A 24,629-nucleotide genomic window follows, 5' to 3' on the forward strand; every position below is an offset into this window, starting at 1 on the left:
AGCCGGTCAGCGCTGGGACGACGCCGCAGGCGTCGCAAGGCCGACCGGCCGCCCGCAGGACCGTCAGGGCCGAGGATATCGCGAGCGCGGATGCGCTTGCGCAAACAAACTACGCCCTCGTTTGTCCGTCCCCATGCACCAGGTACTTGAAGCTCGTCAGCTGCTCGAGCCCGACGGGGCCGCGGGCGTGCATCTTGCCCGTGGCGATGCCGATCTCGGCGCCCATGCCGAATTCGCCGCCGTCGGAGAACTGGGTCGAGGCGTTGTGCATCACCACCGCGCTGTCGATCGCGGTCATGAAGCGGCGCGCGGCCTCGCCGTCCTCGGTGAGGATCGCGTCGGTGTGGTGCGAGCTGTGCCGGTCGACCCAGGCGATGCCCTCGGCGAGGCCGTCGACGATCTTCACGGATGCGATGGGGCCGAGATATTCGGTGTCCCAGTCCTCCTCGCTCGCGCGGTTGAGGCGCGAGTCGATTGCGACCGCCTCGTCGTCGCCGCGCAATTCGCATTCGCTCACCATGGCGTCGGCGAGCAGCGGGATGACCTGGCCGGCCACCGCGCGGTCGACCACCACGCTCTCGGTCGCGCCGCAGACCCCGGTGCGGCGCAGCTTGGCGTTGCGGATGATCGCGACCGCCTTGTCGACGTCGGCGGCGGCGTGGACATAGCTGTGGCAATTGCCGTCGAGGTGGAGCAGCGTGGGAACGCTGGCCTGGTCGCGGACCAGCTCGACCAGCCCGCGCCCGCCGCGCGGGATCACCAGATCGACGAATTCGTCGGCCTGGAGCAGCGCGGCGACCGCGGCGCGGTCGGTGGTCTGGACGGTCTGGACCGCATCGGCGGGGAGCCCCGCGGCCTCGAGCCCGGCCTGCATGCAGGCGACGATCTCGCGGGTCGAATGCCGGCTCTCGCTGCCGCCGCGCAGGATCACCGCATTGCCCGATTTGAGGCACAGCGCGCTGGCGTCGGCGCCGACATTGGGGCGCGATTCGTAGATCATCCCGATCACCCCGATCGGCACCGCGACGCGCTCGATCTTGAGGCCGTTGGGCCGGTCGAACTGCGCGAGCTGGCGGCCGACCGGGTCGGGCAGCTCGGCAATCTGCTCGAGCGCGGCGGCCATGCCTTCGATCCGGTCCTCGGTCAGCTCGAGCCGGTCGATGAAGCTGGCGTCCTTCTTGCCTTCGACGCTGGCGACGTCCTTGGCGTTGGCCTCGAGCAAAGCGGGCATCGCCGCGCGCAGCGCCTTGGCGGCCTCGATCAGCGCGGTGTTCTTGGCCTCGGTGCTGGCGGTGAGCAGCTGGCGCGCGGCGGCGCGGGCGCGGCTGCCGAGTTCGTGGATGTGGAGTTGCGGGTCGAGTGTCTGGTCGTTCATCGTCGAATTCCTTGCAGGAGGAGGGAAGAGGGCGGGAGCGGGCTGGTCAGCGCAGCTCCACCGCCCGGTCGTAGGCCGCGGCGAGCGTGTCGCGCAGCCGCGCGGTGATCAGCCCGTCGCCATTGAGCGCGTCGAGTCCGGCGGCGGTGGTGCCGCCCTTGCTGGTGACCGAATTGCGCAGGGTTTCCAGATCGGGCGCGCCATGCGCCTCGGCCATGGCGATAGCGCCGCCCATCGTGCCCAGCACCATCGCGCGCGCCTCGTCCTCGGAGAAGCCCATCTCGACCGCCGCGGCGACATAGGCGCGCGCGAGCTCGAAGACATAACCCGGACCCGAGCCCGCAACCGCGGTCACGCGGTCGAGCTTGTCCTCGCTGTCGACGGTGACGGTGGCGCCCGCGCGGCGCATCATCGCCTCGGCATGGGCCAGCGACGCGGTCTCGGCGGCGGAATCGGCGTAGAGCCCGCTGACCCCGCGGCCGACTGCGGCGGGAAGATTGGGCATGACCCGCACCACCGGCGCGCCGCCCATCGCCCGCGCGATCCGCGCGGCGGAGGTGCCCGCGGCGATTGAGAGGACATAGCCCCCCGGCGAGAGGTGATCGCGGTAGGGCGGCATCAGATCGTCGATCATCTGCGGCTTGATCGCGACGACCACCACATCGAAGCGCTCGTCGCCCAGCGCGGCGCGGTCGGCCAGCAGTCGGGCGCCAGCGGGGGCGCTTTCCAGACCGGGATCGACCACGGTGAAGTCCTCGCCGCCGGTCATCCAGTGGTCGAGCAAGGCTCCTCCCATCTTGCCGCAACCGATCATGAGTATCTTGGAGAAAGTAATAAGTCGCTCCTTGCGATAATTTGAAACGCTGCAATCTATTTTACCGAATGCGCGGTTCGATTGGTAACGAATAGGCGCGGCCGCAGATAAACGTTTGATCGGGCGCGATGATCGAAGAGAATCCAATCTTGCGGGTTGTGCGCTGCACCATCGCTATCTATGTGGAAATCTCATTGCTTTCAACCCGGCGGAATTTCTATTGTGACGACCAAACGCAGCGTAGTCGTAAAGATCGGTTCGGCCCTGCTGGCCAACCAGGACCTGCTCACCCCGCGCTTCGGCTTCCTCCAGCGCCTGCTCGAGGACGTCAATCGGTTGCGCGCCGATGGCTACAACGTCATCATCTGCTCCTCCGGCTCGGTGGCGCTGGGGCTGCGTATCGTGGGGGAAACGCCCGAGAGCGCCGGAGTATCCGACAAGCAGGCCGCGGCCGCCTGCGGCATGCCGTTGCTGCTCAACGCTTATCGCACCGTGGGCCATGAATACGGCTTCGAGATCGCGCAGGTGCTGCTGACGCTGGGGGACTTCGAGGATCACCGCCGCTTCCTCAACACCCGCAACACCGTCCACCGGCTGCTCAAGGCGGGGGTGGTGCCGATCGTCAACGAGAACGACACCATCACCACCGAGCAGATCCGGGTCGGCGACAACGACCGGCTGGCGGCCAAGGTGGCGCAGATGATCGGCGCCAAGGACCTGATCATCCTCACGGGGGTGGACGGGCTCTACGACCGCAACCCCGACGATCCCGAGGCGGTCTTCATCCCCCAGGTCGAGGACGTCTCGCAATATATGGACGCCACCAAGGGCAAGAGCTCGCTGGGCACCGGCGGAATGGAGACCAAGCTGCAGGCCGCCAACATGGCGCAGGAAGCGGGCTGCACCACCTGGATCGCACAGGGCGAAGTGGATCGTCCGCTGAGCACCGTGCTGAGCGGCGAGCGCCGCGCGACCAAGGTCCTGCCGCATCCCAACCCGCTCTCGGGCTGGGACAGCTGGATCGCCAACCGCTTGCAGATGGCGGGCAGCCTGTCGGTCAGCAAGGGCGTCGCCAAGGCGCTGGCCAGCGGCGACCGGGCGATCTGCCGCGAGGACGTGGTTTCGATGGATGGCGATTTTGCCCGCGGCGACGTGCTCCACATCTACGACGGCACCGGAATCGAACGCGCGCGGGGCCTGAGCGATTTCTCCTCGGAGGAATTGCGTGTGCTGATCAACAATCCCGATACCGAGGCCGAGCAATTGCTCGGCTATCGCACCAAGGGCGAGATCATCCGCAACTCCAATCTGGTGATGCTCGAGAACCGCCACCTGCTGTGGGATGCGCCCGAAGGCGTGAACTGAGGCAAACCGCAGGCGGATCACAGCGGGCCGGGCATTAAGCGCCGCCGCCTCCACACCTTCACTTGGCGTTCAGCGCGGCGCTGGCTATAGGCTTGCCGCATGACAACAAAGCCGATCCTCGCCGCCGCGCTCGCCGGCGCCACGCTGCTCACCGCCGCCTGCGCCTCCACCGGGGGCGCCGAAGCGGATACCGCCTATGTGGCGCGCGATGTCGAATCGCTTTACACCGTGGCCAAGCAGCGGCTCGATCGCGGTCAGCCCACGCTGGCGGCGGCCTTGTTCGACGAGGTCGAGCGCCAGCATCCCTATTCGCCCTGGGCGCGCCGTGCGCAGCTGATGAGCGCCTTCAGCTATTACGCCGCCGCCGATTACAATAAGGCGATCCAATCGGCGCAGCGTTTCCTGACGATCCACCCGGGCAACAAGGACGCGCCCTACGCCTATTACCTGATCGCGCTGAGCTATTACGAGCAGATCAGCGACGTCCAGCGCGACCAGAAGATCACCGAACAGGCGCGCACCGCGCTGACCGAGATCAACCGCCGCTTCCCGCAGAGCGACTACGCCGCCGATGCGCGGCTGAAGCTCGACCTGGTCGAGGATCACCTCGCGGGCAAGGAGATGGAGATCGGGCGCTATTACCAGCGCAGCGGCCGCTGGATCGCGGCGCAGATGCGGTTCCAGAACGTGGTCGAGAATTTCCAGACCACCAGCCATGCGCCCGAGGCGCTCTACCGGCTGACCGAGAGCAGCCTGGCGCTCGGCATTCCCGAGGAAGCGGTCAAATACGCCGCGGTGCTGGGCTCCAACTACCCCGGCAACGAATGGTACGAGCGCGCCTACGAACTGGTGCAGGACCATGCCGCGGGCGTGACCGCGAGCTGATTTTGCGGGGCGGGGCGGGCCTCGGCTCGCCTTTCGCCCGCTTCTCGCCTCCCGGACCAGTCCCCGTCGTCGTCATTGCGAGCCGCCGCAGGCGGCGCAGCAATCCATGGCCCTGCCTCGCGTCCCGGCACCATGGCAGCGACAACCCGCACCCTTACCCCCTGGATTGCCGCGTCGCTGCGCTCCTCGCAATGACGAGAGGGGGTGCAGGTCTTCCCGCATTTCTCCCCCTCCCCATCGGGAGGGGCCGGGGGTGGGGGTACGGCGCGCGCAGCTACAAGCGCCGAACACCCCCACCCCGCCTCCCCCTCAAGGGGGAGGAGAAGAAAAGCTGCCAGTCGGCAAGCGACCCGATTGCTGCCGTACAATCGGCGTGTATGATCTTGAGCGAGGGCGCGATCCGGATGCGGCCCTGCGTTATCCTGGAGGTTTGGATGCTATCGCCAACGACGCTTGCCGCCGCGTTCGATCGGGTAACAGACTACTGGTCGCCCAAGGTGATCGGCCAGGTCAACGATCAGCTTCTCAAGGCCGCGAAGCTGAAGGGCGAACTCGTGTGGCACGCGCACGAGGGGCAGGATGAGCTGTTCTACATAGTCAAAGGATCGCTTCGGATAGAGTTCGAGAACGAGACCGTCGATCTCGAGCAGGGCGATTTCCTGACCGTGCCCAGCGGCGTCCGCCACAATCCCGTCGCGCAAGAGGAATGCTGGGTGCTGCTGATCGAGCCCGCCGCAACAAAGCACACCGGCGAGGAAATGACACCGCGCACACGCAGCCTGGAGGAGCAGCTCGGCTAGTCGCCGTACCGCCGACCCCTACCGGTCCACGCCCTTGACCTTCCCCCATTGACGGGCGGCGGTGTAGCCGAGGTAGCCGGTGCCGAAGAGCGCGTAGAGCGGTTCGGGCAGGCCCGCGAGGTAGGCGTTCATGCCCGCGGCGATGTCCCGCGCACTGGCGGGGGAGAAGGCGGCGAGCACCCCCATCGGCAGCGACCACAGCAGCAACACGTAGATCACGTAGAGGAACGAGGGCCGCGCGCGGCTGGTCCAGGGATCCTGCGAGCCCGCCTCGGCGACGATCGCGCCGAGCCGCGCCTCGATGGCGCGCAATTCCTGCGAGCCCTCGAGCTGGAGCAGTTCGAGCTTGGCGCGGGCGCGCGCCTCCTTGTCGGGGATGAGCTTGTCGAGCAGCGAGGCGATGGGGCCGATCAGGGTTTCGACGAGGGCCATGCGGGTTCTCCTTCCGATTCGCCGAAAGGATGAACCAATCCGGTTCGTGTAGGAAAGTGAAAAGTGCCGTATTGGGCTAGTTTCTGCTCGCCAGCCCCGCACGATCCGCAGGAGTCTCGACCGGCTCGTTGCGGTCCTTGCGCTCGGAATAGCGATCGACCAGTTGCGCCGCATGCGGGCGCAGCAGTACGGTGAAGCGCACCAGCTCCTCCATCACATCGACGATGCGGTCATAATAGGCCGAGGATTTCATCCGCCCCGCCTCGTCGAATTCCTCATAGGCCTTCGCCACCGAGAATTGGTTGGGAATGGTCACCATCCGCATCCAGCGGCCCAGCATGCGCATCGCGTTGATGGTGTTGAAGCTTTGCGATCCGGCGCTGACCTGCATCACCGCCAGCGTGCGGCCCTGCGTCGGGCGCAGACCCTTGTAGGCCAGCGGCAGGTGATCGATCTGCGCCTTCATGATCCCGGTCATCTGGCCGTGGCGTTCGGGGCTGCACCACACCTGGCCCTCGGACCACAGGGAGTGTTCGCGCAGTTCATGGACTGCCGGGTGGTCGTCGCCCGTGACCTGGTCGGGCAGTGGCAGATCGGAAGGGTCGAAAACCCGCGTCTCGCAGCCGAAGCGTTGCAACAGCCGCGCCGCCTCCTCCACCGCGAGCCGCGAATAGGATCGCTCGCGCAAAGACCCGTAGAGCAGCAGAATCCGCGGCGGCGGATCGAGCGCGCCAAGCCCAGCGGCGGGCTGCGCGCGCAGATACTCCTCGCGCAGCGCGGGCAGGTGGTCGGGATCGGCGAGGGTGCGCAGGCGGTTCATCGGCATCTCTTCGGTCACGCCGCGGGGAAGCGGTCGCGGGTGCGGTTGGCGTAGGCAACCAGCGAGAGCATCACCGGCACCTCGACCAGCACGCCCACCACGGTCGCCAGCGCCGCGCCGCTCGACAGGCCGAACAGTCCGATCGCCACCGCCACCGCCAGCTCGAAGAAATTGGAGGTGCCGATCATCGCGCAGGGCGCGGCGATGTTGTGCGGCACCTTCCACGCCCAGGCGGCGGCATAGGCCAGCGCGAAGATGCCGTAGGACTGGATCACGATCGGGACCGCGATCAGCACGATCAGCAGCGGATTGCCGACGATGGTTTCGGCCTGGAAGGCGAACAGCAGCACCACCGTCGCCAGCAGGCCGACGATCGACCACGGCTTGAGCCGCGCGGTGAAGGTGTCGACCGCGGTCTCGTCGCCATGGTGGCTGGCGACCACCCGTCGCCGCACCACAGCGCCCGCCACCAGCGGCACCACGACATAGAGCCCGACCGAGAGCAGCAGCGTTTCCCACGGCACCGCGATATCGGTAACGCCGAGCAGCAGCGCGACGATTGGCGCGAAGGCGACGATCATGATCAGATCGTTCACCGAGACCTGCACCAGCGTGTAGGCGGGATCGCCCCTGGTCAGCTGCGACCAGACGAAGACCATCGCGGTGCAGGGCGCGGCGCCCAGCAGGATCAGCCCGGCGATATACTGGTCGGCGTCGCTGTCCGACATCAGCCCGGCGTAGAGATAATCGAAGAACAGCACCGCCAGCGCGGCCATGGTAAAGGGCTTGATCAGCCAGTTGACGACCAGCGTAATCACCAGCCCCTTGGGCTTGCGGCCGATGTTCTTGATGCTGCCGAAATCGACCCCGACCATCATCGGGAAGATCATCGCCCAGATCAGCAGTGCGACCACCAGATTGACCGAGGCGTATTCGAACCCCGCCATCACCCCGACCATGCCGGGCGCGAGCAGCCCCAGCGCGATCCCGGCAAGGATCGCGCCCAGCACCCAGAGCGAGAGATAGCGCTCGAATGTGCCGAGCGGGGAGGCGGCGGGTTCGGCCTGCGCGAGCGTGTTCATCGCTCGTCCCTGGCCCGGGCGCTGGCGCCTTCCTCGCGGCCGATCGCGGCCAGCTTGCCGCGCATCGCCAGCTCGTCGACGCTGCCGTGGGGGAGCATCAGGAACAGGTCGATCCGCCGACGCAGATAGCGCAGCGCGTCGATAAAGGCCTGGTGCTGCTCCTCGCCCTCGACCGCGGCGGGGTCCTCGAGGCCCCAATGCGCGGTGATCGGGTGGCCGGGCCAGACGGGGCAGCTTTCGCCCGCGGCATTGTCGCACACGGTAAAGATGAAGTGGAACTCGGGCGCGCCAGCCTGCGCGAATTCGTCCCAATTCTTGGAGCGCAGGCCCTCGGTGGGAAAACCGAGGTGGCCGAGCACGTCGAGCGCCATCGGATGGACAGCGCCCTTGGGATCGCTCCCGGCGCTGTAGGCGCGGAAACGGCCTTCGCCCAATTTGTTCATCAGCGATTCGCCCAGGATCGAGCGCGCGGAATTGCCGGTGCAAAGGAACAGCACATTGTAGGTCTTGTCGGTCATGGCGGGTCTCATCGCGTCGTGGGGGAAGGGCAGGCGGCAAGCTCGGGCAGATCGGCGCACAGCCGCGGGTCGCCCTGGCAGCAATCCTCCATCAGGAAGCCCATCAGCCGGCGCATCCCGTCGTATTGTGCGCGGTAGCGGATCACCCGGCTCTCGCGCTGCGAGAGCGCGAGCCCGGCGCGCTCGAGATTGGCGAGGTGGTGCGACATGGTCGAGGAGGGCACCCCGCAGGCCTGCGCGATTTCGCCCGCCATCATGCCCGCAGGACCGGCCTGCACGAGCATGCGGAACACCGTCAGCCGCGTCTCATGCGCCAGCGCGGCGAGCGCATCGACGGCCCAGATCTGGTCGGTTTCGGCCATGGTCGCTCCCGTTGTTCGGGACGCGAGATAGCGCGACGCTTGGGTGCGTCAATCGATAGTTCGAAAACTGTCGAATTATTGAGCCCGCATCATGGTCTGCTCAGCGTACCATCAGCACCGGTGCCTTGACCGTGCGGACCATCTCGGTGGTCGTGCTGCCCAGGATCATCCGGCGGATCGGCGAATGGCCATAGGCACCCATCAGCAGCAGCGCGCCCTCGGTGGCAGCAACCACGCCGGGGATCACCTGCTCGGCCTTGCCGCGCTCCAGGACCGCGGTGACCGAATGCTCGGGCGCAAACGCCGCCTCGGCCCTGGCCAGTTTTGCCCGTTCCGCGTCGCCACTCGCCTCGGCCATGACGATCGTGACCGGCAGCCCGGCAAACAGCGGCGAATTGGCCAGCCGCTCGAGCGCGCGATCGGCGGCGGGGCTGGCGTCATAGGCGAAGACCACGTGCCGCGGCTCGGAATATTCGCGCGAGGCGACCAGCACCGGCTTGGCGCTGGCGCGGACCACGCGTTCGATCATCGAGCCGAGATGCTCGCCGCCCGCTTCATGCGCCACGCCGCGCTTGCCCAGCACCAGCACGCGGGCGGTGTCCTCGCGCTCCAGAATGGTCTCGACCACCGGTCCATGCCGATGTAGCGCGGTGACTTGCTCGACGCCAGCCTCGCGCAGCATCTGCTCGCCCGCAGCCAGCAGCACGCGGCCCTTCTCGATTTCGATCCGGCTGCTGTCCTGAGACAGGCGGACCAGCTCTTCCATCAGATCGCTTTTGACCCCGAGGCCGATCGCGCCCGACAGGTCGTGGCGCGCGGTGACCGGGTCCTGATGCTGCACCACGTGGAGCAGCTCCACCGGGAGCGTTAGCCGGGTCGCGGCCCAGGCGGCATAGCGGCAGACGCTGGTGGCATAGGTGGAGGCGTCGATCGCCGCGAGCACGTGTTCCATGGTTCTCTCTCCCATCAGTGCGCGCCCGCTTGCGCATCGGCGCCGGGCTTGTCGTGAATGGCATAACGCTCGATCATCGCCGCGCTGGCATCGTTGAGGCCGAGCACTTCGACCTCGGTGCCTTCGCGGCGGAACTTGAGGATCGCCTTGTCGAGCGTTCCGACCGCCGAGATGTCCCAGAAATGCGCCTCGCTGACGTCGATGACCACCCGGTCGAGCACTTCCTTGTAGTCGAAGGCGGAAACGAAGCTGTCGGAGGAGGCGAAGAACACCTGTCCGCCGATGCGGTAGGTCCGCGTCCGGCCATCGCCGGACAGATCGGTTTCGACGGTGAACATCCGCTTGACCTTGCTGGCGAAGAACAGACCCGAAAGGATCACGCCCGCCAGCACGCCCTGCGCCAGATCGTGGGTCCAGACCACGATCACGACGGTCACGATCATGACGACCGAGGACTGCCAGGGGTGGATGCGGATGTCCTTGATCGAGCGCCAGGAGAAGGTGCCGATCGAGACCATGATCATCACCGCGACCAGCGCGGCCATGGGGATGATCGCAACCAGCGAGCCCAAGACCAGCAGCAGGAACAGCAGGAACACGCCCGACACCATGGTCGAAAGCCGCGTTTCGCCGCCCGATTTGACGTTGATCACCGACTGGCCGATCATCGCGCAGCCGCCCATGCCGCCCAGAAATCCGGTGAAGAAATTGGCGATCCCCTGACCTTTCATCTCGCGCTGCTTGTCCGAGCCGGTGTCGGTCAAATCGTCGACGATCTGCGCGGTCAGCATCGATTCCAGCAGGCCGACCGCGGCCATGGTGAGCGAATAGGGCAGGATGATCTGCAGCGTCTCGAGCGTGAAGGGCACGTCGGGGATCAGCCAGGCGGGGAGCGAGGAGGGCAGTTCGCCCATGTCGCCCACCGTGCGGACGTCGAAGCCCATGTAATAGGCCGCCGCCGTCAGCACCACGATCGCGACCAGCGGCGAGGGGACGGCTCTGGTCAGCAGCGGGAACAGGTAGATGATGGCGAGACCCGCAGCGACCAGCACATAGGTCAGCATCGGCACGCCCGTCAGTTCGGGCAATTGCGCCATGAAGATCAGGATCGCCAATGCGTTGACGAAGCCGGTGATCACCGAGCGCGAGACATATTGCATCAGCAGATGCAGCCGCAGGAAGCCGGCGATGACCTGGATCACGCCCATCAGCACGGTCGCGGCGAAGAGATATTCGACGCCGTGATCCTGGATCAGCGGGAGGACGAGCACCGCAATCGCGGCGGTCGCCGCCGAGATCATTCCCGGCCTGCCGCCGACCAGCGAAATGATCACCGCGATCGAGAAGGAGGCGTAGAGGCCCACGCGCGGATCGACACCGGCGATGATCGAGAAACCGATCGCCTCGGGGATCAGCGCGAGCGCGACGACGATGCCGGCGAGGATGTCGCGTCGGGGATTGGAAAGCCACTCGCGTTTGAGCGTAGCGATATCGAACATGGGAATGTTTGCCTGACCCATACGACCGGCGGGACGCAAGGAACGACGCGAAAAGCGGCGATCACGATGTGCGGTTTGAACTGCCGGTCTCAACATTGTCCCGGGGATAGGCGCCGGGCCGAGCCACCCGGCAGGCCGGGTCCGATGGATGCCGCGCCTTTATGCGATCAGGCGCGATGCTGCAAGTGCGAAGGTTCAGCTACCAGCGGACCTACCAGCGGATGAGCGGCAGGATGGATGCGTTGTTGTCGGTCCAGGCGCGGCGGGCGGGGCGCGGCAGCGGCTCCCAGGCATATTCACCCTCGAGCCGTGCGAGTGCCTCCTCGTCGCGCGCCAGAGCGATCCACACCGATGGCGTCAGCCCCTCGGCGAGGTCCTCGTCATCGAAGCGCAGTCTCCCCTGCCATCCCTGCGCTTCGGCCAGCGCCGAGACCATCGGCGCCAGATCGATGAAGCGGTTGGAGATATGCACCAGCAGCAATCCGTCGCGGGTCAGCGCGCGGCCATAGGTGGCGAAGGCCTCCTCGGTCATCAGATGCAGCGGGATCGAATCCGACGAGAAGGCATCCACCGCCAGCAGATCGAAGCGCCCCGGCCGCTCCTCGGCGAGCTCGAGCCGCGCGTCGCCGATCACGATCCGCGCATCGGGGGTGCAGTCCGACAGGAAGGTGAAGCTGCCGTCGCGCGAATAGGCCGCGATCTGCGGGTCGATCTCGAAGAAGGTCCAGCGCTGCGCCGGGCGGCGATAACAGGCCAGCGTTCCCGCTCCCAAGCCGACCACCCCGATCTCGGCATCCGCCGCAGCGGCATCGAGCGCGATGCCGATCCCGGCGGAACGGCCGTAATAGCTGGTCGGATCGCTACGCCGCTCGGGGTCGAGCCATTGCCGCCCGTGATTGGTGGTTCCGTGGTTGAGCTGGCGGAACCGCCCACCCTCGGTCTCGACCACGCTGTAGACCCCGAAATAGGTCCGCGCCCGTTCACCCTGCGCCGATAGCGCCAGCGTCGAGAATCCGCCGAAGCCCAGCATCAGCAGCGCGGCTACGACGACGAAGGCCCAGCGCACCGCGACCAGCGCCACACCGATCAGCGTCAGGCCAAGAACCAGCGCCAGGATCGTCTCGCCATCGCCCGCTTCGGTGGCGCGGTACAGCAGCCAGGCGAGCAGCGCCGCGAACGCGACCAGAGCGGCGGTGATGGCCTTGCCGGCGGAGTGCTCTTGCAGGAAGCGGCGCATCCGTTCGATCGCCAGCGTCTGCGGCAGGAGCGCGGCTCCCGCCAGCAGCAGGATGGCGTGCTCGTAGATCCAGTCGAACAGCAGCGGGGCGAGCAGCGCGGTAAAGGCACCGCCCAATGCTCCGCCAGCGGCGACGACGAGATAGAAGAAGGTCAGCTGCGACGGATCGGGCCGCAGCGCGTAGAGCCGTCCGTGGAGCGCCACCGCCAGCACGAACAGCAGCCCGACCATCGCCAGCGCGATCGCCGGATTGGCCTGCCCGCCCGACACCATCGCGAAGGAGCCGGCGGCGAGCAGCAGCACCGGCGCGATCCGCGTGAGAATGCGGGTCCAGTGACCGATTTCGGAAAAGGCGACGGAGAAGCTGAGCAGATAGAGCCCCAGCGGGATCACCCACAGCAGCGGCATCGCCATCAGGTCGGTGGTCAGCAGCGTGGTGGTCGACAGCATCAGCCCCGATGGCACCGCCGCCAGCGCCAGCCACAGCAGCACGGTGCGAACGGGCGGGCGCTCCGAGAGCGCCTGCGCAACCGGTTCCGCCACCAGATCCGCGGACTTCCAGCGCTGCGCCACGGCGAGCGCGGTGAGCAGGATCAGCACGCCGTAGCCGACCGACCACAGTTCGCTCTGCGCGATCAGCGACAGGCGCGGCTCGAGCCACAGGGGGTAGGCCATCAGGCCGGTGAAACTGCCGAGATTGGACGCTGCATAAAGCGGGTAGGGGTTGCCCGCGCCCGGCGCCGCGGCGAACCAGCGCTGGATCAGCGAGGCCTGTGCTGCCACCAGCAGGAACACCGGACCCACCGTCAAACCCAGCAGCGCCGGGACCCAGAGCACTTCCCAGCCCGCCGCAGGCGGTGCGATATCGGCGAGCGATATGGGCAGCACCAGCGCCGCGATCAGCAGCAGCGCGAGATGGACCAGTCCCTGCCGCCGCAGCGGCCAGCGACTAAGCCAATGGGCGTAGCCATATCCGCCCAGCAGCAGCAGCTGGAACACCAGCATCGCGCTGTTCCAGACATTGGGCGCGCCGCCCAGCTGCGGCAGCGCGAGCCGCGCCACCAGCGGCTGTATCAGGAACAGCAGGAAGCTGCCGGCGAATATCGTCAATGCGAACAGCGCGCGGCGGGGCGGTTGCGGCATAGCCGCTTCGAGAGGGAGGTTCATCGCATCCCAGCCGGTCGACGATCGAGGATGCGGGAGGCTGCTGTCACGGGCGCCGGTTATCGCAAGCCTCGGACGGGGACAACCGGTAAAGCTGCGGTGCGGGCAGGACGGCCCGAGCGGAAGCCGGTCGGCCCTGGCTCCCGCTTCCGCGACCGATCCTCTCTCGCATCTCCCGGCCCGGTCCGCCGCTAGCCGCTCGTCCCACCGTCGAGCATCCAGATCCCGGCGATGAGCGCGATTGCCCCGGCAATGATCGACCAGCTCAGCCAGCGCAGATTGGGAATGTTCGGCCGGTCGACCTCGTGGCTCGAAAGGCGTTTGAACGTGCCGGAAGCGCGTCGCTCGGCGGTGAACGCCACGGAGATGCCCAGCACTATGAACAGCGAGGCGATCGCCTGCGCCAGCCACGGCGGCTGGAACTCGCCGAACACCACGTGGAAGGCGACGCCGACGCCTATCGCGGCGAAAGCGGTGCGCAGCCAGCCCGCAAAGGTACGCTCTGTCGCCTGGATGGTGCGGTCTTCGGCCAGATCCGTGCGCAGCTCGGCCCGGTCGGTGCTCTTCTCGGACTCGCTTTTGCTGTCGGGCTCGTCATCCTGCGCCATGCCCGCAGGGTAATCGCATGGGGGCGCCTGACAAGGCCGCAGCATGGGCTCTGCTTCATGCTGCCTGCCTCGAGGCCCGGGCGATCATCTCGACGAGTTCGTCGCCTGTCATGGGTTTGCCGATGAAATAGCCTTGCGCATAATCGCATCCGATGGCGCGGAGAAACGCCAGGCATTCCGCCTCCTCGATCCCCTCGGCCACGACCTGCAGACCGAGCTGGTGCGCCAGTTCCACGGTCGAGCGGACCAGCAGCGCGTCGTTGTGGTCCTGATGCGCATGCTGGACGAAGCTGCGGTCGATCTTGAGCTCGGACAGCGGCAAGTTCTTGAGATAGGACAGCGTCGACTGGCCGGTGCCGTAGTCGTCCATCGAGATCGCCACCCCGAGATCGCGGAAGCGCAGCAGCGCCGCGCGCGCGCCCTCGGGATCGCGCAAGGTGGCGGATTCGGTGATTTCGAAGATCAGCCGGTCGGCCGCGACGCCGGTGGTGCCGATCATCCGCTCGACCTCGGCCACGAATTCGGGCGAGGAGATCAGCCGGGCAGAAATATTGACCGCGGTCCGGATGCTCACCCCGCCCGCGCACCATTCGCCCATGTCGTCGATCGCGCGGCGCAACACGAACAGCGTCAGCGCACCGATGCGGTTGCTCTCTTCCGCGAGCGGAATGAAGCTGTCGGGCCGCAGATAGCCGCGCGCCGGGTGGTTCCAGCGGATCAGCGCCTCGGCGCTGGTGATGCGGTCGATCGCGAGCTCGAGCTTGGGCTGGTAGAGCACCTCGAGATCGCCGCGCTCGATCGCGATGTCGAGCTCGCCCATCAGCGAGACCTGCTGTTCGAGCGCGGCTTTCCCGGCATCCTCGTGATAGGTCCACAGATCGTCATGGCGCAGAGCCAGGCTCGCCGCATGGACTGCGCCCGACGTCGCGGTGTCCCCGGCAATCCCGAAGCCGAGCGTGACATCGACCCTGCGGCCGCCCACCTCGACCGGGTTGCGCATGACCGCGCCGAGGCCCGTGAGGTGGTCCTCCAGCTCGTAGAGTTCCTGCGAAGAAACCCAGGCCAGGACGCGGTCGTCGATGCGATAGATCGGCCCCTGGCAACCGCTCGCCAGCAGGCGATCCTCGATCCGCGAGAGCAGATTGCCGATCTCGGCCTGGCCCACCACCGATTTGAGCGCATCGAACTCGTCGATCATCGCCGCCACAGTGTGAGCGCCGGATCCGCCGCCGATGCGCTTGTCGAGCGCGCGGCGGTTGGGCATCCCGCTCTCGGCATCGACCAGCCGGCTTTGCTCGAATTCGCGCTGCAGCAGCACCGCCGCGCGCAGCACGGAAGCGCCTGCCAGGACAAGCAACGCCGCGGCCAGCTCGATCCGCACGGGGAACAGCCAGCTGCCGACATGCCACAGCGTCAGCATGGCACCGCTCGTCACGATCGCGCGGGCGGCGACCGAAGCGCGCGACGAAGCGGTCAGGATCCAGACCGCCAGCAGGGCGGCCAGAGCCAGCAGCCAGTACCATGCAATCCGGACCGGGACGCCGCGCGCCAGCGTCTCGGCCGCCAGCGCCTGAACGACCACGCCCGGCAGCACCCCATGCGCGGGGACCGCATAGCGATCGAACATCTCGATCGCCGTGGCCCCGATGATGACGTCTTTCCCGCGCAGCTCGGCGCTGTCGAACTGCCCGCGTTCGATGGCGACGAAGCTGTGGCGTGGGATGGTGGCCGGATCGATCGCGAAGTCGATGGGATAGAAACTGTCCGCAGCGCCCGAGCGGTGCGCGATCTGCGCTGCGAGCGACGGTCGCGGGGCGCCTGCGTTGAGCGTGCCCAGCGGCATCTGGCGAACCAGCCCGTCGGGATCGGGAGCCACCGAGACCGAACCCAGCACGACGTGCTCCCGGAGGATCGGGATGGGCAGCGAGTCGAGCTGGCGAGCGCTGCCGAAACTCTCCTGCTGACCGAAGATCGGCAGCACGACGGTGGCGGCCGAGCGCGCCAGCGACTTCGCGAGAATGGCATCCTGCCGAGCATTCGACGTGCTGGAGAAATCCACGTCGAAGGCCACGGTCCGCGCACCCGCGCGCTGCAATTGATCGACCACGCGGGCGTGATGCTCGCGCGGCCAGGGCCAGCTCCGGATCGCCGCAACGCTCGCCGCGTCCATTTCGACGATGTGCAGCTGCCCGCTCGCCGCGCGCTCGCGCATCGAGAAGCCTGCGTTCTGCAGCGCGTTCTCGAACGGCTGCACGACGCCCGCGGCCGTCAGCAGGCCGACGACCGCCGCCAGCAGCAGCGCGAGCGCCGCCACTCGCAGGCGTGATCGTCCCCGGCCGGCATCGGCGTCCGAAGGACAACGCGAGGCGGTCACCGCAGCATCCTCAGACCCGGCAAGCCGACTCAGTCGTCATCGTCATCGTCCTCATCGTCGTCACCGTCTTCCTCATCCTCTCCCTCATCTTCGTCGCCTTCATCCCCATTTCCCGGGTTGCTATCGTCGTCGCCGTCGTCGTCGTTGCCATTGCCGTTGTTACCGTCATCGTCTTCGTCGTCATCATCATCGCCATCATCGCCGTCATCTTCACCCGGATCGGGTTCGGGCTCGGGTTCAGGCTCGGGCTCGGGCTCGGGCTCAGGCTCCGGCTCGGGTTCGGGCTCGGGTTCAGGCTCAGGCTCAGGCTCAGGCTCGGGCTCGGGCTCAGGCTCAGGCTCAGGCTCAGGCTCGGGCTCCGGCTCCGGCTCAGGCTCTCCAGGAGGGGGGCCTGCCCCGGGATTGTCCTCGTCGTCGCCGTCCTCGTCGTTCCCGTGGCCCTTGTCCGGATCGCCATCCTCGTCATCGCCGGACCCGTCTTCGTCTGCCGGATCGGGCTCGGGCTCGGGTTCGGGTTCGGGTTCGGGTTCGGGCTCGGGTTCCGGCTCCGGCTCAGGTTCCGGCTCATCAGGCACGACCACGGTCTCGGGCGGCGGAGGAAGAGCGGGCGCAGGAACTTCCCGCGCCAGATCTGCCACCAGTTCCGCGGCGAACTCCGCCGTCTCGCCGCTCAGGAAGCCTTCGGAAAGGTCGGAGAGATCGGCTGCCCCGCTGGAGAAGACCGCGTCTATCGCCCTGGCCGGTCCGGCCTGGACCAGCCCATAGCTCCCGCCGACCGCCGTCGCGCCCGATGTGGGCTGCAGGCTGGCGCCCGCGGCCGGTCCCGCAGCAGGGCGGGCGGGCGAATCGAGCACCTTGCGTTCGCCGTTCTCGACGACCAGCCGCAACCGGTCGTCCGCCGCGATCATCGCGACCGCACCCGGCATAACCAGATCGCGCGCGCCGCCGTCTAGAGTGGCGACCTCGACCGCGCCTTCGAGCACCTGCATCGAGGCTCCCTCGGGCGCGACGGTGATCGTGAAGCTCGTCCCCTTGACGACAGCCGCGAGATAAGGCGTCTCCACGCCGAAATGAGGCTCGGGCTGCTTGCCGATATCGAACAGCGCGCTGCCCCAGTCCTGCAGCACCTGGATCACGCTGCGCTCGGCATCGGCGGCGGGGATGCGGATCTGCGAATTGCGCCGCAGGGTGACGAACTCGCGCCCGCGAACCAGGACCGCATTGCCATCGGCGCCCGTCCGTACCGTCGCACCGGGCGGAACGCTCGCCCCGCGCTGCGCCGTACGGACCTTGGCTTTCTCGCTTATCTGGACCTGACCGCGCGCCTCGCTGACCGTCCAGGGTCCGCTCTGCGCCATGGCGCTGGTGCTGCACAGCAGCAGCGCGAGCGACGAAATGGACTTGATCTTCTTGCGCACAGACGGTCTCCTTCACCGTATCACTAGCCGCGGTGGTCGGAACAACTTGTTGAGACGCAAGGTAAATCTTTTGTGAAGTTGAGCCTCTCTTAACCCTTTGAAATGCAGGGAGGGCGGGTAATGATGGAACAGGTTCGCATGCATTCCTTGCTTAAGATCGCGATGGCCGGCTTCGGCCTGCTCGCAGGCGGACCGCTTGCGGCGCAGGATGCACTCGATCGCACCGATCCCACCCAGGAGGAGCGGGAGGAGCAGGATATCCCGGGATTCGAAGGGACCCCGGTCGAACTCGAATTCCCTCCGATCGCGATCGACAACACGGTCTTCGACGATACCGCTTATGATGTCGGTGCCATCGTGCTCGACAATCTGATCGCGCTGACACCGGGCGACTTCGCCGACATTGTACGGGATTACGCCGCCCGGACGCTGACGCCGGGGGAGCTGTCCGCCTTGAGCGACCGGGTCGCCGCGCGGGCGCGCGAGAACGGTTACATCTTCGCCTCTGCATTTATCGCCCCGCAATCGCTGACCGGCGGCGTGCTGCGGGTCCGGGTCGAGGAAGGGGTGATCGACGACATCCGGATACAGGGTGCGGACGATCCCGCGATCCGCGCGCAGCTCCAGCCCCTGCTCGACGGACGACCGGTTACCCTGGCACGGCTGGAGCGACAGGTGCTGCTGGCCGACGATATCGCGGGCGTCTCGCTGCGCCGCCCGCGCTATGCGCGCGAGGGCGGGCGCGGCGTGTTGATCGTCGAGGCCGCGCGCGCGCGTTTCTCGGGGCGGGCCGAACTCGCCAATGACGGTTCGCAGCCGATCGGTCCGCTGCGCGCCCGGATCGACATCGATGCCAACGGCCTGCTCTCGCCCTTCGACGAGGTCGATTTCACCTATTCGACGGTGCCCGACAGTCCGAGCGAACTGCAGTTCGTCCGCGGCCGCTATGGCATCGTGCTCACCCCGCAGGGCACGGAGTTCGTTGCCACCGGATCTTATTCGGCGACCAATCCCGGAGCCTATCTCGAAGAACGCCGCATTTTCGGCCAATCGGTGCAGATCGGCGGGCAATTGCGGCACCCGCTGCGCCGCTCGCGCGGCTTCTCGCTCTGGCTCGACGCGGAATTCGAATATCGCGATCTGCGCCAGGAGCGGTTCGACGCTCTTGCTCGCCACGACCGGATTCCTGTGGTCCGGACCAGCCTCTACACGCGCGCCATCGCAGCCGGCGGAGCGCTCAGCGCCAGGCTGACCCTGTCGCAGGGGCTCGATGTTCTCGATGCCACCCAGCGCGGCGACCCGCTCGCCTCGCGCCCCGACGCTTCGCCCGGTTTCACGGTTCTCTCGGGATGGGTGAGGTGGCAGCGCGATCTCTCGGGTCCCTTCAGCCTGGCCCTCGCCGGGCAGGGCCAGATATCCTCCACCCCGCTGCTCATCACCGAGGACATCGGGCTGGGCGGCAACCGCTTCCTGCGCGGCTACAATTTCAGCGAGCGCTCGGGGGACAACGGGATCATGGGCTCGGCCGAACTGCGCTACGACTGGGACGAGGCTTTCGGGCTGGTTCGCGGAATGCAGCTCTACGCCTATGCCGATGGCGGTGTGGTCGGCAATCTCGACGACGGCCGCGGCAGCGGCTCGCTCGCATCGGGCGGCGGCGGCATCCGCACCGACATCACCCGCGATCTCGACCTCGATCTGGAACTGGCGGTCCCGCTGACCGGGGCGCGCTACGATACCGACGACAAATCGCCGCGTTTCAACGTGTCGGTGAGCCAGTCCTTCTGAACACGGTCGGTCCGCTGCGGCCCGTTAGCTAGCGTCCGCCCGACCCTTCCGGGCGTTCCCACAAGACGAGGCCGTGAAAGCCGACACCCGCGAAGGCGCGCCAGGCGGATGCCACCCGCGCGACTTCGCGTGCTGCTGCAAACATCCGCTGTTCGTCGCCAAGAAAGCTGATCCGGTCCGATTGCGTTCGGATCACGCCGCGGCCCGTATGCATCGTATCCTTCTCGATCGGCGCCGATCGTCCGCTGGCGGTGGGGACAAGGACCTCCTCGGCCTCGCAAGCGACAGGCCCGGCCTCCAATGCGATCCGCACCGGCTTGCCCGCCATTCCGCCCCAGCGGAGCAGAGGCTCGGCCAAGGATGCGGCAAGCGCACTGTCGGTCCGATAGCTCATGACCGTCACTGCCTTCACCGATGCCTCGACATCGCGCAGAAACCTCAACCCGGCCGGTTCGTCCGCGATCCAGAATGGCAGGACGAGATGGACCGGACCGCCCACCGCCTGCGCCAAGGCGGTGACGGCGTCGCTCCACGCCGCGTGGTCGACCGATTTCGTTCCCCAATCGGGCAAGGCGTAGGGCTCGATATCGTACTGAATTGCCGCAAGCCGCGCCGCTGCGGGCGCTTTCTCTTGGTAACGCGCGATAGCCTGCGCTCGGGCAAGCGCATTGGCCAGGCCTTCGCGAAGGATCATATGCGGATCGCCCTCGACCGCTTCGACCGCGATGTTCGCGCGCGCCGCAGCGCGGATAAAGCTGGCGAGTTCGGGTCGGTGCTCGACTTCGCCAGCGGCGATGACGAGCGTGACGTAGAGGTGCTTCACCCCCCGCGCGGCAGCGCTGCGAACAAGAATGTCGCCGCCATCTCGCCAGGCCTCCGGCTGCCAGACCCATGCCCCTGCATCCAGGGTGTGCGGGGCGGGGGCCGCCGCCTTGTCGTGCTCCCGCTCGGGTGGCCAGCGCGGGAAGGGGTACGTTACCGCGCCGGGCATGTCGAAACTCCGGGTTTGCCGGCGTGAACGACCGCGGGCGAGGTGATGAAAATGCTCAAGATCCCTGGCGAAAAACATGGGAACGCGCGGAGCATGCAGAACCTTGGAGGCTATGTATGCTACACGAATTTATAGGACTGGCGATTTTTGCAGGCGACCGGGCATCGATCCCATGGATCTCCGCCGATTCGCTTTCGTCCAGCGCACCGGGCCGGCGCACCGGTGCAGGGCCCGCGGAAGATCGCGCTGTATTCCTAACCAAATGTGAATGTTTCGCTCGCAGGACGGACCGATGAAAACAGTGTTGGTGGTAGACGACGAGCCGCTCCTGACGGAGCTGCTCGAATTCAGGCTTTCTGCTCGGGATTACAATCCCATAATTGCGCACGACGGGCGCGAGGCGCTCGCCCGGCTGGAGGATTCGGCGCCCGACGCAGTAGTGCTCGATGCCATGATGCCGGTCCACGACGGGTTCGAAGTGCTGCGCCGGATGCGCGCCTCCGAAGCGCATGCGCGCACCCCGGTCATCATGCTTACCGCCCGAAGGGGCGAACAGGACGTCGTCAGCGCGCTCGAGCTCGGCGCCAACGACTATCTGGTGAAGCCCTTCATGCCCGAAGAACTGCTGGCGCGGCTCGAACGGCTGCTGAAGGACGAATCATGAGAGCGGCGCTGATCGCCGGTGCGGTTCTGGCTGGCTGGCTGGCCGTATCGCCTGCGCCCGCCGCCGCCCAGCCGCGCCCCTATGAAGAAGCCGTCGCGGCTCGCCAGGCAGGCGAGCCCGGCAGAGCCGTCGAACTGCTCGAGCCCTGGGTGGCGGCAAACCCGCAGGATGTCGATGCGCGGCTGCAGCTTGGATACGCCTTGCTCGCCCTGGAGGATTTCGATGCCGCCGAGGCCGAGTTTCGCTCCGTTCTATCGGTAGCGCCCGATTATGCCGATGCGGCGCAAGGGCTCGCGCTGATCGCGCAGCGGCGCGGCGCTCCTTCGCTGCGGCAGCGCCATGTCTATGTCGAAGGCGCGATCAGCGACCTGTCGCAGGACCGGGAAGGCTGGAGCGAAGTCGCGGCAGGTGCGCTGCTGCCGCTGAGCGCGAACGCCACCTCCAACCTGCGCGCGGCCTATCATCGGCGCTTCGGGGTCGAGGATATCGAACTCGCCGGCGGGGCCACGGTGCAGGTGTCCGCGAACAACTGGCTCCGCATGAGCGGTTCTGCGACGCCATCGGCCGATTTCCGCCCCGAATGGAGCATCGGCGCCGGGGTGGAGCATCGACTGAGGGACACCGCAAACCCGACGCTCGTCGGCCTGGACGCGAGCTTCCAGCGTTTTCCCCTCCAGGACGTCCTGCTGCTCTCTCCGACGGTGACCCAGTATTTCGCCGATGGGCGGTTTTCGCTGACCGCGCGGGGCAATGCGGTTCGGGTCGACGGCGGGTCCTTCCGCTTTGGCGGCTCGCTGCGCGGGGATTATTTCGCCGGCGAGCGCGCGCGGTTCTTCCTCGGCGCGGCGACCGGACCCGACACCGATCTGGGTGTGGTCACCGAAACCACCTCGCTGTTCGCCGGAACCGAGTTTCCCCTAGCACGCAATGTTTCGCTGACCGCTTCGGCCGCCCGCGAGTGGCGCGATGACGGGCTCGACCGGAACGAGGGGCGCCTGGGCCTCAAATTCGGCTTCTGACGCGCGATGAATCCGCTTGTCACCCTCTGGAGCGTGTCGCTGATCCTGTGCCTGACCGGCGCTGTCGCTCTGGTCGGCTTGATCGTCGTCCGCATCTTCTCCGGCCGCGCGGCGCGAAATCGCGCGCGGGTCCGCAGACGCCTGACCCCGATCCTTCTCGGGGGCAATGCGGGCGTGGAAAGGCTCTCCGGCGCCGATGTGCGCTTCGCCACCGATCTCACCGTCGAACTGGCGGAGTTCATGCGCGGCAGCGACCGGGCCGAACTGCTCGCAATTGCCGCTGCGCTCGGCGTTCCCGACCTCCTCCACAAGCGCGCGCGCTCGCGGACCGCGCAGGATCGGCTGACGGCGATCGAGGCGCTGGCATTGTTCGACGATTACACCGGTGTCGTCGAACTGGCGCTCGACGATGCCAACCCGCACGTCAGGCTGGGGGCGGCGCTGGCCCTCTCGGCCCGCGGCGATGCACCCGATCTGATGGCGCTGGTGGGCAAACTGCGGATCGGCGAAGCCGAGAACTCGCTGCTGCTGGTTTCGCTGATGAGCGATATCGCCGCGCGCGATCCCGATGCGGTGCGGGCGCTGCTGAGCGATGCGGCATTCCCCGATGCCGGCAAGGTGGCGGCGGTCGATGCGCTTGCCGACAGCGGCTACACCCATGCTCCGCTGCTGGCGGAAATGGCGGCAAATCCGTGCGGCACACCCGATCTGCAGCCACGCGTCTTCCGCGCGCTGGGGAGAACCGGTCATCCGGCGAGCGCACGCGCGATCGAGGCGGGACTGGCGAGCCAGGACTGGCGGATCAGGGCGGCATCCGCCGAAGCAACCGGCCAGATCGCGCTGCGCCGCTTTGCCGAACAATTGGGCATATTGCTGTCGGACCGCCATTGGTGGGTCCGCTTCAGAGCGGGCGAGGCGCTTCTGCGGCTCGGCGAGCCGGGCACGGCGGTGATGAACCGGGCGGCGAGCGGAACCGAAGCCCTGGCGCGCCGCGCTGCGACCACCCTGCTGGCCGAAAAGGCGGCCGCATGACCCTTCCTCATTCCGCTGTCATCGGCGACTGGCTGATCGGCGGTGCCGAAGCGATCGCGCTTGTCGTCATCGTCCTGGGGCTCACCCAGACGGCCTTCTATCTCGTCCAGCTCGTCTATGCCGCCATCGCTCTGGGAACGCGCCCTCCCGTCCCGCGCAGCGCGACATTGTGGCGCCGCTATTCGGAGCAGGCGCCCGCGATCTCGGTGCTGGCGCCGGCATTCAACGAGGAACTGAGCATCGTCGAGAGCGTGCGATCGCTGCTCGCGCTGCAATATCCCGACTTCGAAGTCGTCGTCATCAACGACGGCTCGAGCGACACGACGCTGGCGAAACTGATCGAAAGCTTCGGGCTGCGCGAGGTGGAGCGCTATGTCGACGAGGCCGTCGACCATGCGCCGGTTCGCGGCTTCTATGCCTCGCGCGCATTCCCGCGGCTGCTCGTCGTCGACAAGGAAAACGGCGGCAAGGCCGACGCTCTCAACGCCGGTATCAATTGCTCCCGGACCCCGCTGTTCTGCGCGATCGATGCGGATTCCATCCTCGAGGCGGACGCTTTGCTGCGGGTCGTGCGCCCCTTCATCGACGAGCCCCATCTCACCATTGCCGCCGGCGGCACGATCCGGATCGCCAACGGCTGCAAGGTCGATGCGGGCCGCATTTCCGAGATACATCTGCCGAAGAACTTCCTCGCGCTCGTGCAGATCATGGAATATCTGCGCGCCTTCCTCATGGCACGCCTGGCGCTGGGCAAGATGCAGGCGCTGATGGTGATTTCCGGAGCCTTCGGTCTGTTCGATCGTCAACGCGTCGTGGAAGTGGGGGGGTACAGCCACGATACCGTGGGCGAGGACATGGAACTCGTGATCAAGCTGCACCGGCATATGCGCGACCTTGGCCTCGCCTACCGGGTCGAATTCATCGCCGAGCCGGTCTGCTGGACCGAGTGCCCCGAGGATATCCGCGTCCTCTCGCGGCAGCGCGCCCGGTGGCAGCGCGGCTCGCTCGAATGCTTTGCGAAGCACAAGGATATGGCGCTCAACCCGCGCTACGGGCGGATCGGCATTATCGGGTTCGGCCAAATATTGCTGGTGGATGTGATCGGCCCGCTGGTCGAGGTGTTCGGCTATATCCTCGTGCCGCTCCTGTGGGCGCTGGGCCTGCTCGCGCTGCCGTGGCTGCTCGCGTTTCTCGCGGTGACCTTCACCCTGGGCATATTCGTCTCGATGGCGACGCTGGTGCTGGAGGAAATTCAGCTTCGCCGGTTCACCCGGGCCCGCGAGCTGGCTGCTTTGGCTGTCATCGCGGTGGTGGAGAATTTCGGCTACCGCCAGCTGTCCAATTTCTGGCGGCTGCAAGGCTGGTGGCAGTTCGTGCGCAAGCAGAAGGGCTGGGGCACCATGACCCGCAAGGGGTTTCAGCCCGGCTGA

The 24,629-nt window shown here is 67.1% G+C and carries 22 protein-coding genes and 1 other annotated feature; of the genes, 8 read left to right on the forward strand and 14 right to left on the reverse strand.

Annotation, left to right across the window (positions count from 1 at the left end; all coding sequences use genetic code 11):
- Nucleotides 1-109: 109 nt before the first annotated feature.
- On the reverse strand, nt 110-1,375 hold the full coding sequence (locus ACQ5J0_RS11625) for a glutamate-5-semialdehyde dehydrogenase (protein WP_462567656.1): 1,266 nt from the start codon (nt 1,373-1,375) through the stop codon (nt 110-112).
- Nucleotides 1,376-1,421: 46 nt separating this feature from the next.
- Complete coding sequence (locus ACQ5J0_RS11630; protein WP_462567657.1) at nt 1,422-2,189, reverse strand: pyrroline-5-carboxylate reductase family protein; 768 nt, start codon at nt 2,187-2,189, stop codon at nt 1,422-1,424.
- Between the two features lie 222 nt (nt 2,190-2,411).
- Between ACQ5J0_RS11630 and proB the strand changes: the two genes are divergently transcribed.
- From proB to ACQ5J0_RS11645, 3 genes are all read left to right on the forward strand, one after another.
- On the forward strand, nt 2,412-3,554 hold the full coding sequence (gene proB / locus ACQ5J0_RS11635; RefSeq protein WP_462567658.1) for a glutamate 5-kinase: 1,143 nt from the start codon (nt 2,412-2,414) through the stop codon (nt 3,552-3,554).
- 99 nt (nt 3,555-3,653) lie between these two features.
- Nucleotides 3,654-4,439, forward strand: a complete 786-nt coding sequence (locus ACQ5J0_RS11640; RefSeq protein ID WP_462567659.1) for an outer membrane protein assembly factor BamD — start codon at nt 3,654-3,656, stop codon at nt 4,437-4,439.
- A gap of 434 nt (nt 4,440-4,873) precedes the next feature.
- Nucleotides 4,874-5,239, forward strand: a complete 366-nt coding sequence (locus tag ACQ5J0_RS11645; RefSeq protein WP_462567661.1) for a cupin domain-containing protein — start codon at nt 4,874-4,876, stop codon at nt 5,237-5,239.
- 18 nt (nt 5,240-5,257) lie between these two features.
- Here the strand turns inward: ACQ5J0_RS11645 and ACQ5J0_RS11650 are convergent, their stop codons facing one another.
- The 11 genes from ACQ5J0_RS11650 to ACQ5J0_RS11700 all read right to left on the reverse strand — a co-directional run bounded on the left by ACQ5J0_RS11650 (nt 5,258) and on the right by ACQ5J0_RS11700 (nt 17,705).
- On the reverse strand, nt 5,258-5,671 hold the full coding sequence (locus ACQ5J0_RS11650) for a holin family protein (protein WP_462567663.1): 414 nt from the start codon (nt 5,669-5,671) through the stop codon (nt 5,258-5,260).
- A 76-nt stretch (nt 5,672-5,747) separates the two neighbouring features.
- Complete coding sequence (gene arsH / locus ACQ5J0_RS11655) at nt 5,748-6,491, reverse strand: arsenical resistance protein ArsH (RefSeq protein WP_462570102.1); 744 nt, start codon at nt 6,489-6,491, stop codon at nt 5,748-5,750.
- 14 nt (nt 6,492-6,505) lie between these two features.
- A complete protein-coding gene (gene arsB / locus ACQ5J0_RS11660) occupies nt 6,506-7,573 on the reverse strand; it encodes an ACR3 family arsenite efflux transporter (protein ID WP_462567664.1) in 1,068 nt (355 codons plus the stop codon).
- Entirely contained in the window at nt 7,570-8,091 is a 522-nt protein-coding gene (locus ACQ5J0_RS11665; RefSeq protein ID WP_462567665.1) for an arsenate reductase ArsC, read from the reverse strand. Before ACQ5J0_RS11665 ends, arsB begins: the two co-directional genes overlap by 4 nt.
- 8 nt (nt 8,092-8,099) lie before the next feature.
- Entirely contained in the window at nt 8,100-8,453 is a 354-nt protein-coding gene (locus ACQ5J0_RS11670; protein ID WP_462567667.1) for an ArsR/SmtB family transcription factor, read from the reverse strand.
- Between the two features lie 100 nt (nt 8,454-8,553).
- Nucleotides 8,554-9,405 (reverse strand): universal stress protein, encoded by an 852-nt coding sequence (locus tag ACQ5J0_RS11675; protein ID WP_462567668.1) that lies wholly within the window; start codon nt 9,403-9,405, stop codon nt 8,554-8,556.
- 14 nt (nt 9,406-9,419) lie between these two features.
- The gene (locus ACQ5J0_RS11680; RefSeq protein ID WP_462567670.1) at nt 9,420-10,904 is read right to left on the reverse strand and encodes a SulP family inorganic anion transporter; all 1,485 of its coding nucleotides are present in this window, start codon (nt 10,902-10,904) and stop codon (nt 9,420-9,422) included.
- Between the two features lie 93 nt (nt 10,905-10,997).
- Nucleotides 10,998-11,050, reverse strand: a sequence feature (sul1 is cis-regulatory element that is thought to sense ions involved in sulfur or methionine metabolism; They are found in Alphaproteobacteria).
- A 65-nt stretch (nt 11,051-11,115) separates the two neighbouring features.
- The gene (locus ACQ5J0_RS11685; RefSeq protein WP_462567672.1) at nt 11,116-13,284 is read right to left on the reverse strand and encodes a spermidine synthase; all 2,169 of its coding nucleotides are present in this window, start codon (nt 13,282-13,284) and stop codon (nt 11,116-11,118) included.
- Between the two features lie 212 nt (nt 13,285-13,496).
- The gene (locus ACQ5J0_RS11690) at nt 13,497-13,913 is read right to left on the reverse strand and encodes a YidH family protein (protein ID WP_462567674.1); all 417 of its coding nucleotides are present in this window, start codon (nt 13,911-13,913) and stop codon (nt 13,497-13,499) included.
- Between the two features lie 55 nt (nt 13,914-13,968).
- Nucleotides 13,969-16,287 (reverse strand): putative bifunctional diguanylate cyclase/phosphodiesterase, encoded by a 2,319-nt coding sequence (locus tag ACQ5J0_RS11695; protein WP_462567676.1) that lies wholly within the window; start codon nt 16,285-16,287, stop codon nt 13,969-13,971.
- A 29-nt stretch (nt 16,288-16,316) separates the two neighbouring features.
- Entirely contained in the window at nt 16,317-17,705 is a 1,389-nt protein-coding gene (locus ACQ5J0_RS11700; protein ID WP_462567678.1) for a FecR family protein, read from the reverse strand.
- A 138-nt stretch (nt 17,706-17,843) separates the two neighbouring features.
- Between ACQ5J0_RS11700 and ACQ5J0_RS11705 the strand changes: the two genes are divergently transcribed.
- Nucleotides 17,844-19,493, forward strand: a complete 1,650-nt coding sequence (locus ACQ5J0_RS11705; RefSeq protein ID WP_462567680.1) for a ShlB/FhaC/HecB family hemolysin secretion/activation protein — start codon at nt 17,844-17,846, stop codon at nt 19,491-19,493.
- A gap of 28 nt (nt 19,494-19,521) precedes the next feature.
- Here ACQ5J0_RS11705 and ACQ5J0_RS11710 read toward each other — a convergent pair whose 3' ends face one another.
- Nucleotides 19,522-20,484 carry a hypothetical protein gene (locus ACQ5J0_RS11710; RefSeq protein ID WP_462567682.1) on the reverse strand — a complete coding sequence of 321 codons (963 nt, stop codon included), beginning with the start codon at nt 20,482-20,484 and terminating at the stop codon, nt 19,522-19,524.
- A 292-nt stretch (nt 20,485-20,776) separates the two neighbouring features.
- On the opposite strand from ACQ5J0_RS11710, the gene ACQ5J0_RS11715 reads away from it, so the two are divergent.
- From ACQ5J0_RS11715 to ACQ5J0_RS11730, 4 genes are read left to right on the forward strand one after another with little or no spacing between them, the layout of a single operon-like run.
- Nucleotides 20,777-21,148, forward strand: a complete 372-nt coding sequence (locus ACQ5J0_RS11715) for a response regulator (RefSeq protein ID WP_462567684.1) — start codon at nt 20,777-20,779, stop codon at nt 21,146-21,148.
- Nucleotides 21,145-22,167, forward strand: coding sequence for a YaiO family outer membrane beta-barrel protein (locus ACQ5J0_RS11720; RefSeq protein ID WP_462567685.1), 1,023 nt, complete (start codon nt 21,145-21,147; stop codon nt 22,165-22,167). Before ACQ5J0_RS11715 ends, ACQ5J0_RS11720 begins: the two co-directional genes overlap by 4 nt.
- 6 nt (nt 22,168-22,173) lie before the next feature.
- The gene (locus ACQ5J0_RS11725; protein ID WP_462567686.1) at nt 22,174-23,199 is read left to right on the forward strand and encodes a HEAT repeat domain-containing protein; all 1,026 of its coding nucleotides are present in this window, start codon (nt 22,174-22,176) and stop codon (nt 23,197-23,199) included.
- Nucleotides 23,196-24,629 (forward strand): glycosyltransferase family 2 protein, encoded by a 1,434-nt coding sequence (locus ACQ5J0_RS11730; RefSeq protein WP_462567687.1) that lies wholly within the window; start codon nt 23,196-23,198, stop codon nt 24,627-24,629. The genes ACQ5J0_RS11725 and ACQ5J0_RS11730 overlap by 4 nt, the downstream gene beginning before the upstream one ends.

Source organism: Qipengyuania sp. SM2512, assembly GCF_054954005.1.